6 protein-coding genes are annotated in these 13,441 nt (G+C 64.2%); 4 read left to right on the top strand and 2 right to left on the bottom strand.

The genetic code is table 11. The annotated features are described in order from the left end of the window. Positions 1-4: 4 nt before the first annotated feature. Together AC0L3J_RS35860 and malQ are read right to left on the bottom strand one after the other, a co-directional pair. On the bottom strand, positions 5-1,804 hold the full coding sequence (locus tag AC0L3J_RS35860; protein WP_473350224.1) for a glycoside hydrolase family 15 protein: 1,800 nt from the start codon (positions 1,802-1,804) through the stop codon (positions 5-7). A 43-nt stretch (positions 1,805-1,847) separates the two neighbouring features. Continuing rightward, positions 1,848-3,809, bottom strand: a complete 1,962-nt coding sequence (malQ, locus tag AC0L3J_RS35855) for a 4-alpha-glucanotransferase (RefSeq protein ID WP_473350223.1) — start codon at positions 3,807-3,809, stop codon at positions 1,848-1,850. 204 nt (positions 3,810-4,013) lie between these two features. On the opposite strand from malQ, the gene AC0L3J_RS35850 reads away from it, so the two are divergent. From AC0L3J_RS35850 to glgX, 4 genes are all read left to right on the top strand, one after another. Further along, entirely contained in the window at positions 4,014-5,960 is a 1,947-nt protein-coding gene (locus AC0L3J_RS35850; protein WP_473350222.1) for a maltotransferase domain-containing protein, read from the top strand. A gap of 11 nt (positions 5,961-5,971) precedes the next feature. Next, the gene (gene treS, locus AC0L3J_RS35845; RefSeq protein ID WP_473350221.1) at positions 5,972-9,265 is read left to right on the top strand and encodes a maltose alpha-D-glucosyltransferase; all 3,294 of its coding nucleotides are present in this window, start codon (positions 5,972-5,974) and stop codon (positions 9,263-9,265) included. Further along, complete coding sequence (gene glgB / locus AC0L3J_RS35840; protein WP_473350220.1) at positions 9,258-11,396, top strand: 1,4-alpha-glucan branching protein GlgB; 2,139 nt, start codon at positions 9,258-9,260, stop codon at positions 11,394-11,396. The genes treS and glgB overlap by 8 nt, the downstream gene beginning before the upstream one ends. A gap of 3 nt (positions 11,397-11,399) precedes the next feature. After that, a partial coding sequence (gene glgX, locus AC0L3J_RS35835; protein WP_473350219.1) for a glycogen debranching protein GlgX occupies positions 11,400-13,441 on the top strand: 2,042 nt, incomplete at its 3' end.

Below are 13,441 nucleotides of genomic sequence, written 5' to 3'. Positions count from 1 at the left end.
GTCACTACTTCGACCGCTGCATCGCGGGCTTCTCGCTGCCATGCCTTGCCGCCGACAGATTATGTGCGGTGTTGACCAGCGCGATATGAGTCAGCGCCTGCGGGAAATTGCCGGTCTGACGCTTGGCGCCTGAATCATATTCCTCGGCCAGCAGCCCGACGTCATTGGCGATACCGACCACGCGATCGAACAGGATCTGAGCCTTGTCGAGATCGCCCGACAGCACATGGGCATCGGCCAGCCACAGAGTGCAGGCGAGGAAGGCGCCCTCGATCGGCTGCTTCTCCTCGGACACTTCGCGCGGATCGTGCCGCAGCACAAAGCCGTCAGGCATCATGTGCTTTTCCATCGCCGCTATGGTGCCGCGAATGCGCGGATCCGACGCTTCCAGGAAGCCGACGGCCGGCAGCAGCAGCACGCTGGCATCGAGCAGTTTCGAGCCATAGGACTCGACGAAGGCATTCTCCTCCGCGTCGAAGCCCCTGTTGCAGACGTCGCGATGAATGGCCTCGCGCAAGGTGCGCCAGTGCAGCAGCGGCGCCTTGAAGCCGAAGGTCTCGGCGCTCTTGATGCCGCGGTCGAAGGCGACCCAGGTCATCACCTTGGAGAAGACATAGTGCTTCGGCTTTCCGCGCCGCTCCCAGATGCCGTGATCGGGCTGGTCCCAGACTTCGGCGAGATGCTTCAGCACGGCGCATTCCAGCGCCCAACTCTCGTCGTCGAGCTTGAGCTTGGCCATCCGCGATTGGTGGAAGGCGTCGATCAGTTCGCCGTAGACGTCGAGCTGGAGCTGCGCATGCGCGGCATTGCCGACGCGCACCGGCTGCGCGCCTTCGTAGCCATCGAGCCAACCGGCTTCCCATTCCAGCAGCCGCCGCTGCCCCCAGATGCCGTACATGATCTGCATGTTCGACGGTGAGCCTGCCGCCGCACGCAACAGCCAATTGTGCCAGGCCGAAGCTTCCTCGGTGTAGCCCGAGTTCATCAGCGCCAGCAGCGTGAAGGTGGCATCGCGCAGCCAGCAGAAGCGGTAGTCCCAATTCCTGGCGCCGCCGAGCTTCTCCGGCAACGAAGTGGTCGGCGCCGCGACGATGCCGCCGGTCGGACCGAAGGTCAGCGCCTTGAGTGTGATCAGCGAGCGCACGATCAGGTCGCGATAGTCGCCATCGCGATTACAGTGGCTGCACCAGTCCTGCCAGAATTTTTCCGTCTCCTGAAGCGCGAGCTCCGGGTCGATCGGCGGGGGCGGCTCGAGATGGGAGGGGCCGTAGGTCAGCACGAACGGCACGGTCTCGCCGGCCTTCACCTCGAAATCGGAAACCGTGGTCAGGTCCTCGCCGCGGGTCTTCGCCGGGGTCCGCAGCACGGTCATGTCCTGGCCGGCGACCGCCAGCAGGGAATGGTCGATCCGCCGCACCCACGGGATGTCGACGCCGAAGCCGAAGCGGATGACGAGCTCCATCCGCATCTTCACCGTGCCGCTGACACCGCGGACCAGCCGCACGATGTCGGAGGCCTTGCCGCGCGGCGGCATGAAGTCGATCAGCGCGACGGTGCCGCTCTTGGTCTCAAAGCGCGTTTCGAGGATGAGGGTGTCGCCGAGATAGCGGCGCGACGTCGCGGTGACGCCCTCGTTCGGCGCGATCAGCCAGCGGCCGTTCTTGTGCGTGCCGAGGAGCGCGGCAAAGCAGGCATCGGAATCGAACGCCGGCCAGCACAGCCAATCGATCGAGCCGTTGCGGCCGACCAGCGCCGCAGTCTCGCAGTCGCCGATCAGGGCGTAGTCCTCAATCCTCTGAGACAATGTCGTACGAGCCTTGAAAACGGCAGCCTCGAAGCCCCGGCGATCAACGCCCGCCGGGCAACGAGCGTTCCCGTGTCGCGGCCTTCAAGGCCGCGAGATCGACCTTCGAGGCGATCTTGTCGAGCGTCACAGGCAGGCGCTGGCGCCAGTTCGGATGCTCGTCGATCGTGCCGGGAATGTTGGGCTGGTCGATCACGCCGAGCAGATCCTCCAGTGACACCGCAAGCAGCCGCGACGGCGTGCGCGACAGGAAGGCGAGCACCGAATAGACATCATTGGCGCGGATGCCGTTGGCACGCAGGATCTCGTCGAGCAGGCCGAGCGCATCCCAGCGGGCCTGATCGTTCTCGCCGGGATCGAGCCCGAGCGAGCGCTTCATCCTGAGATCGCTGAAGGAGCGCCAGCCGGCATAGGTCGACAAATCATGTGTGTTCAGCGTCACCAGCGCGTTGGGCCGGTAGTGATCGACGGGCCGGAAGTGACCGGCATCGTCGCGCTCGAACATCATGACGAGGTAGGACCAGATGCCGAAATCCTGCATGGTCTCGCGAAATCCTTCCGGCACCGTGCCGAGGTCTTCGCCGATCACGATGCACTTATGGGCCGCGCTCTCGCGCGCCACGGTCGCGAGCAGCGCCTCGAACGGCATCTGCACATAGGCGCCGTTGTCGGGTTTGAAGCCGCGCGGCACCAGATACAGCCGCTTCAAGCCCAGCACGTGATCGAGACGGATGGCCCCTGAATGGCGCATCGAAGCCGCGAGCATGTCGGCGAACGGCACGAAAGATTGCGCCTCCAGGCCACCGGCATTGAAGCCGGCAAGACCCCAATCCTGGCCGATGGTGTTGAGCACGTCCGGCGGCGCGCCGACCGCGAGATGACGGGAGATCGCCCCCTGCTCGTTCCAGGCATCGAAGCCGTTCGACTGCACGCCGACAGCAACGTCGAGATAAAGCCCGACCCGCATGCCGAGCTGGCCGGCCAGCTCCTTGGCGGCATGCAATTGACTATCGGCCGTCCATTGCACGAATTCGACGAACTCGACCTCGTGCTTGTCGGGCCCGCTGCGCAGCTCGGCGCATTTCGCCTCGTCCGGCTGCTGCCATTCCATGGGCCATTCCCACCACGGCGCCGCGAAGCGATGACGGAGCACCTCGAAGCAGGCAAAGCGGGACAACAGCGGCGCGCGAGCCGCGCGGAAGGCGTCGAACTGGTTGCGGCGGACGCCGCTCGCGGTTTTCACGAAGCTGTCGAAGGCGGCACGCAAGGCCAGCCATTTCAAGGCCGCCATGTCCGAATAGGGCACACGATCACCTTGGCGGAGCCGCGCTGCGGTCGCGGCCGCGTCGGGGACGAGGTCGGGCGAAAATTCCGGGATCGCCTCGACGTCGATATAGAGCGGATTGAGAAACAGCCGGCTGTTCGGCGAATAGGGGCTGCAATCGGCCGGATGGTCGTCGAACAACACATGCAGGGGATTGAGCCCGACGCCGTCGGCCCCCAACTGCTTGGCGAGGCGGACGAGACCGGCGAGGTCGGTGAAATCGCCGATGCCCCAATTGCGCTCGGAGCGAACGCTGTAGAGCTGGACGGCAAGCAGCCAGCCGCGGTCGAAATCCCCGCCGAAGGCCCGCTCCGGCGCCACGATCATCGGCACCTCTTCCGTCACACCTTCGGCATCGGTCAGCGTCAGGCGGTGATAGCCGAGCGGCAGGCCCGCCGGCCAGGCAATCACGGGCTCGCGCGTCTCACCTTGCGCGATCAAATTGCCGTTGCCGGTCATCGTCCATTTGAGCGGCGGCGCACCGATCGTCACCAATTCGGTGCGCGGCTGTCCCAAGGCGCGGACCACCACGGGCCCGCTGACGAAGCGATAAACCCGCTTCTCCGGCAGGGCGTCGAGGATGGATTTGAGGGCCACGGGATCGGTGACCCGCAGCTTTCCGAGGGCATCGACGAATTCAGATTGAACGCCCTTGATCCGGGCTTGAGCTAAAAGATCCATTCGGCACGCAGCTTGCAAGCCATTCTCTGGCCGGGGGAATTGATTTTAACGAGGTCGCGGAAGAGGTTAGTCAGGGTTAACTCGCAAACCGCACCTGCCGTTCCCAACGGAACCAATGACACACAAGCGGCTTTCTATAGTGGTATCAAGCGTAGGTTCCCGGCAAGGGAAACGGGCTCCTGCTTTCTTGTCAATGGCATCACCGTGAACAAGACAATTCAAACTGTCGAGAGTGCCGCAGCGGGCAGCACTTTCCTCATCGAGGACGTCTATCCCCTGATCGACGGCGGGCGCTTCCCCGTGAAGCGGATCGCGCGCGAACCGGTCGAGGTCTGGGCCGACATCTACCGGGACGGCGACGCCGTGGTCGGCGCAGCGCTGATCTGGCGACAGGAGCAGGACCGCGAATGGCAGAGCGAGCCGATGATCCATCACGGCAATGACCGCTGGTCCGGCGCGTTCACACCCGTCGCGCCCGGCAAATATGTCTATGCGATCGAAGCCTGGACCGACGAATTCGCCACCTGGTCGCACGCGGTCGCGCGCAAGCAACGCTCGGGTGCCGACGTCACGCTCGATGCGATCGAGGGCGCCGGCCTCCTGACCAAGGCGCATGGCGCGCAGCAGGACGCCGCCGCCGTCATTGTCAGGCAATGCGAGGACTATCTTCAGACCGGCGACGTTGCCCCGCTGCTGGCAACCGAGCTCGGCGCAGCCATGGCCGAGAGCCAGTCGCGGCCTGATCTCACGCGCTCGGCGCTATTCCCGCTGTTCGTCGACCGCGACAAGGCACGCTTCGGCGCCTGGTATCAGATGATGCCGCGCAGCCAGAGCGTGGTGCCGGGACAGCATGGCACGCTCCGCGACTGCATCGCGCGCGTGCCCGACATCGCCGCGATGGGCTTTGACGTGCTGTACTTCACGCCGATCCATCCGATTGGCCGTACCCGTCGCAAGGGCCGCAACAACACGCCGGTGGCGGGCGACGGCGATCCCGGCTCGCCTTATGCGATCGGCGCCATCGAGGGCGGGCACGACGCGCTGCACCCCGAACTCGGCACGATCGAGGACTTTCGCGCGCTGGTCGCGACCTGCCTGGAATACGGCCTCGAGCTCGCGCTCGACTTCGCCGTGCAATGCTCGCCGGACCACCCGTGGCTGACGCAGCATCCGGAATGGTTCAAATGGCGCCCGGATCGCTCGGTGCGGACGGCCGACGGGCCCTATTCCGATATCGTGATCCCCGATTTTACGTCCGTCGACCGGGCTGGACTGTGGAACGCGTTTCGCGACGCCATGCTGTTCTGGATCGACCACGGCGTCACCATCTTCGCCATCGACAATCACGACACGGCGCCGCTCGCCTTCTGGGAGTGGCTGATCCGTGACATCCGCCGCCGGCATCCCGAGGTGATCCTGTTCTCCAAGACGTTTGCGCGCCCGAAGCTGATGAAGGGTCTCGCCAAGCTCGGCTTTGCACAATCCTTCAGTTATTTCCCCTGGCGCACGGCGAAGTGGGAGCTGGAGCAATATCTCGGCGAGCTGACGCGCTATCCCGAACGTGATTTCTATCGGCCGAACCTGTTCGTGAACACGCCCGACCTGCTGCCCTATCATCTCCAGGGCGGCGAGACCTGGGCGTTCAAATCGCGCGTCGCGCTAGCCGCGGCGCTGTCCGGTAATTACGGCGTCTATAGCGGCTTCGAGTTGCTGGAGCACGACGCAATCCCCGGCCGCGAGGAATATCTCGACTCCGAGAAATACCAGATCAAGCAGCGCGACTGGAACAAGCCCGGCCATATCAAGACCTATATCGCGGAGCTCAATCGCATCCGCAACGAGAATGCTGCGCTTCAGCAGACGGCGAACCTGCGCTTCATCGGCATCGAAGACGGCGAGACGATCGCCTTCGTCAAGGAAGCGACCGACCCGGCCAATGTCGTCGTGGCCGTGGTTGCGCTCTCGCGCCACGTGCGCGAATTCTGGTTGCCGCTCGGCGACGTCATGGTTGACGCCGGCGGGCAGCGACACCATGTGTCGGCACTCGAAAACCTCCTCACCGGCGAACAGGCCCGCATCGAATGGGGCGGGATCAAATTGCGTATCGATCCCGAGCGCGATCCGGCGCTGCTGTTCCGCTGCCTGGCGTAAGGGCGCACGCCATGAACGTATTGTCTTCAGTCGACACCAAGAAAGCCGAGGCTGCCGAGATCGTGGATGAGCTCTGGTACAAGGACGCCATCATCTATCAGCTCCACGTCAAGGCGTTTGCCGATAGCAATCAGGACGGCATCGGCGATTTCGCAGGGCTGACAGAGAAGCTGCCTTATCTCCAGGAGCTCGGCGTCACCGCGCTGTGGCTGCTGCCGTTCTATCCCTCGCCCGGCCGCGACGACGGCTACGACATCGCCGACTACGGCGCGGTCAATCCCGATTTCGGGACGATGAAGGATTTCAAGCGCTTCATCCAGGAAGCGCAGAAGCGCGGGCTTCGCGTCATCACCGAGCTCGTCGTCAACCACACCTCGGACCAGCACAATTGGTTCAAGCGCGCGCGCCGCAGCCCTCCGGGCTCGAGCGCCCGCAACTGGTATGTCTGGAGCGACACCGACCAGAAATACCAGGGCACCCGCATTATCTTCACCGACACCGAGAAGTCGAACTGGACCTGGGATCACGAGGCCGGCGCGTTCTACTGGCATCGCTTCTTCTCGCACCAGCCGGATCTCAATTTCGACAATCCGCGCGTCGTCAGCGCCCTGATCCAGGTGATGAAGCGCTGGCTCGACGCCGGTGTCGACGGCTTCCGTCTGGACGCCATTCCCTATCTCTGCGAGCGCGAAGGTACCTCGAACGAGAACCTCCCCGAGACGCATGCCATCATCAAGCGGCTGCGCCACGAGCTGGATTCCTACTCCAAGGGCAAGCTGCTGCTGGCCGAGGCCAATCAATGGCCGGAGGACGTGCAGGAATATTTCGGCCGCGGCGACGAGTGCCACATGGCCTACCACTTCCCGCTGATGCCGCGCATCTACATGGCGATCGCGCAGGAGGACCGCTTCCCCATCACCGACATCCTGCGCCAGACGCCAGACATTCCCGCAAGCTGCCAGTGGGCCCTTTTCCTGCGCAACCATGACGAGCTGACGCTGGAAATGGTCACCGATGTCGAGCGCGATTATCTGTGGTCGACCTACGCCAATGATCCGCGGGCCCGCATTAATGTCGGCATCCGCCGGCGCCTTGCGCCGCTGATGGACAACGACCGACGCAAGATCGAGCTGATGAACTCGCTGCTGCTGTCCTTCCCGGGAACGCCGATCATCTATTACGGCGACGAGATCGGGATGGGCGACAACATCTATCTCGGCGACCGCAACGGCGTGCGCACGCCGATGCAGTGGAGCCCGGACCGCAATGGCGGCTTCTCACGCGCCGATCCGGCCCGCCTTTACGCGCCCCCGATCATGGACCCCGTCTATGGCTACGAGTCGGTGAACGTGGAGGCGCAGTCACGCAGCCTGTCGTCGCAGCTCAACGCCACCAAGCGGCTGATCTCGGTGCGCAAGTCGACGCTTGCCTTCGGCCGCGGCACCATGACCTTCATCCGCCCGACCAACCGCGCCGTGCTCGCCTATGTCCGACAGTATCGCGACGAAGTGATCCTCTGCGTTGCCAATCTCTCGCGCGCCGCACAGGCGACCGAGCTCGATCTGTCGCCCTGGAAGGACCGCATCCCGCAGGAGATGCTCGGCCGCATGCGCTTTCCGGCGATCGGCGAACTGCCCTACATGGTCACGCTTGGGCCCTATGGCTTCTACTGGTTCCAGCTCACCGAGCGCGACAAGTCCGAGCCGGTGACGCCGCGTGCGGTGCCGGAGTTCGAAACGCTGGTGGTACCGGTAAACTCGACCTGGGTCTCTCTGGCACGCGAGCGCGGCGTGTTCGAGCACGACGTGCTACCGGGATTCCTGTCGCGCACGCGCTGGTATCCAGAGCACAATCCCAAGCACATCAAGCCGACGCTGACCTCGGCGGTGCCGTTCTGCGACATCGGCGACAACAGGCCCTGGATCGCGCTCTTCGAGGCGGCGCAGGGCGACGCCACCACGCGCTACGTGCTGCCGATGCAGATCGAGTGGGTGCGCTTTGACCGCGAACGCTTCAACCCGAAGGCGCTGGCCGCCGTGCGCCAGGGTGCCCGCGAAGGCACGCTGCTGGATGTGGCAACCGACCAAATCTTTATCGGCTTGTTCCTACGCAATCTGTCGCAGGACCTCGTGGTGGAGGAGAACAATCTTAGGCTGGAGTTCAAGGCGACCAGCCGGTTTGCCGAGTACACCATCAAGGAGCCCGAACGCATCCGCGCGATCGAGCAGACGAACAGCATCGCGCTGGTCGACAACCAGTATGTCGCCAAGATCTATCGCCAGCTCGAAGCCGGTATCAATCCCGAGATCGAGATCGGCTCCTACCTGACGGAAGTCGCCCGCTTTGCCAATACGCCGGCACTGCTCGGCAGCGTCGAGCTGGTCGAAGACGACCGTCGCAGCGCAGTCGGCGTGCTGCACGCCTATGTCGAGAACCAGGGCGACGGCTGGGGCGTCACCGCGGGCTATCTCGACCGCTATATCGACGAGCAACGGGTGCTGCCACCGGGCGAGATGCCCCGCGAGACCCAGGAGCAAGCGCCCTATCTGCACTTCATTACGCAGATCGGCCGACGGCTCGCGGAGCTGCATGTGGCTCTGGCCGCTGCAAAGCCAGGCGATCTCGCGCCGGAGCCGATTGGCTCCGCACAAATCAAGCGCTGGTCATCGGAGCTCAAGACACGGGCCGAGCGGGTTTTCGAGCGGCTGGCCGCCAGCAGCGACGGCCTGCGGGAGGTGGATCGACCGCTGATCAATCAGCTCGCCGCGGAGCGCGCATCCCTGTCCGGCCGGCTGAACGCGCTATTACCTTCCGAGATCGGTGGGTTGAACATCCGTCATCATGGCGACTTTCGCCTCGGGCAAACTCTGATCGTGAAGGACGATATCTTCATCATCGACTTCGACGGTGATCCGCGTTTGCCGCTGGCCGACAAGCGGCGCAAGCTGCCTGCGGCGCGCGACGTTGCCGGCCTGATCCGCTCGATTGATCTTTCGGTTAACGCGGCGCTTCACCGCGCGCTCACCGGTGCTTCCGACGAACAGGGCCGGCTTACGGCTGCCCTCGACGAATGGCGCGAGCGCACCACCGCGACGTTCCTCACCGCCTACCGCGAAGCCATGACCGATCGGCGGCTGTGGCCGGAAGATCCGCAATCCGCGGCAGGCCTGTTAAGGTTTTTCCTGCTTGATCAAGCGTTCGAGGAAGTAGAGTACGAGCTGTCCAACCGGCCTGAGGGGCTCCATGCGCCGCTGTCCGGACTGCTTCGCATTCTGTCCAGTATCGAGAGCGAAGCCCATGCCTAAACTCCCTGCCGAGGCCTATGCGATCATCGAGGGTCGCCACTCCGATCCCTTCCACTATCTCGGGCTGCATCCCGAGGGCGACAAGAGCGTGGTGCGCGCGTTTCTTCCTGATGCCTCCAACGTCGAGGCGGTGGGCGAGCACGGCGAGGTGGCGAAGCTCGATCGCGTCCATGATTCCGGCCTGTTCATCGGCGCTCTTCCGAACGGCGCGAAGCACTACCAGCTCCGCGCGAAGTTCGGCGACAACGTCATCGAATTCGAGGACACCTATCGCTTTCCGCCGATCCTGACCGATTTCGACCTCTATCTGCTCGGCGAAGGCACTCACCAGCGCCTTTACGACAAGCTCGGCGCGCATCCGATGCGGCTCGAGGGCATCGATGGCATCGGCTTCGTGGTGCTGGCGCCCAACGCGCGACGTGTCTCCGTGGTCGGCGACTTCAACTTCTGGGACGGGCGGCGCCATCCGATGCGGGTGCGGGGCGCGGGCTATTGGGAATTGTTCATCCCGCACGCCAAGGCCGGCGACCACTACAAGTTCGAAATCATCGGACCGCATGGCCATCTGCTTCCGCTGAAGTCCGACCCGATGGCCTTTGCAAGCGAGGTGCGGCCGAAGACCGCTTCCATCGTGTTCGACGAGGCGCATCTGCCGCGGCCGCGACCGGCGCCCGACGGCATCAACGCGTTGTCCGCGCCGATGTCGATCTACGAGGTCCATCTCGGCTCGTGGCGGCGCAAGAACGGCGATGAATGGCTGACCTATCGCGAGCTGGCCGAGCAGCTGCCTGCCTACGCCCGCGACATGGGCTTCACCCATCTCGAATTCCTTCCCGTCAGCGAGCATCCTTTCGACGGCTCATGGGGCTATCAGCCGACTGGGCTGTATGCGCCGACCAGCCGCTTCGGCACGCCGGAGGATTTCGCCGCGCTGGTCGACGCCTGCCACCGCGAGGGCGTGGGCGTGCTGCTCGACTGGGTGCCCGGCCACTTCCCGGACGATCCGCACGGGCTCGGCAGCTTCGACGGCACAGCGCTGTACGAGCACGCTAATCCGCTCCAGGGCCGGCATCTCGATTGGGGCACGTTGATCTACAATTACGGCCGCACCGAAGTGACGAACTTCCTGGTCTCGAACGCCCTGTTCTGGCTCGAGCGCTACGCGATCGACGGACTGCGCGTCGATGCGGTCGCGTCCATGCTCTACCTCGACTACAGCCGTCCACCCGGCGCGTGGATTCCGAACCAGCACGGCGGCCGGGAGAACATCGAGGCGATCGCGTTCCTGCGCCGCTTCAACACCGAGCTGTTCGCGCGCTTCCCGCAGGCGACCACGGCCGCCGAAGAGTCCACCGCCTGGCCCCAGGTCTCGCGTCCGGTCGAATTCGGCGGGCTCGGTTTCGGCTACAAGTGGAACATGGGCTGGATGCACGATACGCTGAACTACATCAGCAAGGATCCGATCCACCGCAAGCATCATCACGGCGACATCCTGTTCGGCCTGCACTACGCCTTCTCGGAGAACTTCGTCCTGCCGCTGTCGCATGACGAGGTCGTGCACGGCAAGCGCTCGATCCTGGGGCGCATGCCCGGCGACGAGTGGCAGCGCTTCGCGAATTTGCGCGCCTATTACAGCTTCATGTTCGGCCATCCCGGCAAGAAGCTGCTGTTCATGGGCGCCGAGATCGCGCAAAGCCGCGAATGGAATCACGACCAGTCGCTCGACTGGCACTTGCTCGAATACAAGCCCCATTCAGGCATCCAGGCGCTGATCCGCGATCTCAACCGGCTCTATCGCGCGGTGCCCGCCCTGCACCAGATGGACTGCGAGCAGGCCGGTTTCGAATGGCTGATCACCGACGACGCCAACCGCAACGTCTTCGCATGGCTGCGCAAGGGATTTGACGAGCACGCCCGGTGCATGGTGATCGTCAACTTCTCACCCCACGTCTATCGCAACTACCGCGTTCGCGCGCCCCTCAGTGGCAAATGGAAGGAAGTCTTCAACTCCGACTCCGCCCATTACGGCGGCAGCAATGTCGGCAACATCGGCGAAGTTCACGCCGTCAATGGCGAGCTCCGCCTCACCATTCCGCCGCTCGCCGCGATCTTCCTCGTTCCGGAAAGCTGAACGATGCGCCTGACTGCTGGATCGCCCGCACGCCTCGGCGCAAGCTGGGACGGACGCGGCACCAATTTCGCGCTGTTCTCCGCCAACGCGCAGAAGGTCGAGCTGTGCCTGTTCGACATGCAAGGCCGCCGCGAGCTCGAGCGCGTCGAGCTGCCGGAACGCACCGAGGATGTCTGGCACGGCTATCTCAACGACGTCTCGCCCGGCCAGCTCTACGGCTACCGCGTGCATGGCCCCTACGAGCCGGAGCACGGCCACCGCTTCAACGCCAACAAGCTGCTGCTCGACCCCTATGCCAAGCGGCTTTCCGGGCGGCTGGTCTGGAGCGACGCGCATTTCGCCTATCGCACCGGAAGCCCGCGCGAGGACCTGTCGTTCGACCGGCGCGACAACGCACGCGGCATGCCCAAGGCCGTCGTCGTCGACGAGACATTCAACTGGGGCCGCCGCGAGATCCGGCCTAACATTCCCTGGGAAGACACCATCATCTACGAGGCCCACGTCAAGGGACTGACACAGAAGCGCGACGACGTGCCGCCGAATTTGCGCGGCACCTATGGCGGCCTGTCCTCGCCGGCGATGATCGAGCACCTGAAGAAGCTCGGCGTCACCACGGTGGAGCTTCTGCCGGTGCACAGCTTCGTCGACGACCGCATCCTGGTGGAAAAGAAGCTCGCCAATTACTGGGGCTACAACACCTTGTCCTTCTTCGCGCCCGAGCAGCGCTACGCCCAGGACAACGCCCTCGATTCCTTCCGCACCACGGTCGCACGCCTGCACGATGCCGGCATCGAGGTGATGCTCGACGTCGTCTACAACCACACCGCCGAGGGCAATCACCTCGGCCCGACGCTGTGCTACCGCGGCATCGACAACGCCTCCTATTACTGGCTGAACCGCGAGAACCCGCGCTATTACGACGACTTCACCGGCTGCGGCTCCTCGGTGAACCTCACCCATCCGCGCGTGCTGCAGATGGTGATGGATTCCCTGCGCTACTGGGTCGAGGTCTGCCACGTCGACGGCTTCCGTTTCGACCTCGCCACCACGCTGGCGCGCGGGCCGAACGGTTATGATCGCGGCAGCTCGTTCCTGACCGCGATCCGCCAGGACCCGGTGCTGGCGAGCGTCAAGCTCGTCGCCGAACCCTGGGACCTCGGCCTCGGCGGCTACCAGGTCGGCGCATTTCCCTCGCAATGGTCGGAGTGGAACGACCGCTACCGCAGCGCCATGCGCCGCTACTGGAGCGGCGAAGGCAGCCTGATCGGCGACATCTCCAGCCGCATGACGGCGTCCTCCGACCTGTTCAACCACGATGGCCGGCGGCCGCGCGCCAGCGTCAACCACATCACCGTGCATGACGGTTTCACCCTCGCCGATCTCTTCAGCTACAACGAGAAGCACAACGAGGCCAATGGCGAGGACAATCGCGATGGCTCCAACGACAACCACAGCAACAATTGCGGTGTCGAGGGCCCGACCGACGATCCCCAAATCGTCAGCTTGCGCCGGCAGCTTCGCAAGAACGTGCTGGCCTGCCTCATGCTGGCGCAGGGCATTCCGCTGATCCTCGCCGGCGACGAGGTCGGGAATTCGCAATCAGGCAACAACAACGCCTATTGCCAGGACAACGAGGTTGGCTGGGTCGGCTGGGACAATCTCGGCAAGGACGGCGACGACATGGTCGATTTCGTCGCCGAGCTCGCCGATATCCGTCGCCGGTTCTCGCAGCTTCGCAGCCATCGCTGGCTCGACGGCCGCCCCAAGGATGGCATCTCCTACGGCGCACTCTGGCTGACGCCGGCCGGCGACGAAATGACGGAAAGCGACTGGAAATTCCCGGAAGGGCGGTTTCTCTCCTATGTGATGGGTCCGATGGAACCGGGCAGCGCTGCGATCTTTATCGTACTCAACGCAGCCCCCGAAGAGATCGCATTCAAATTGCCAAAAATGACCGAATACAAGAGTTGGCAGCAAATCCTGAACACGACCGACGCCAAGCTGAACACGATCGACTTCCAGCCCGGGAGCGACAGCAAGGCGCC

Source organism: Bradyrhizobium sp. Kon37 (assembly GCF_055807535.1).
The sequence above is the reverse complement of the archived record's forward strand: the minus strand, read 5'-3'. Positions and strand labels throughout refer to the sequence as shown.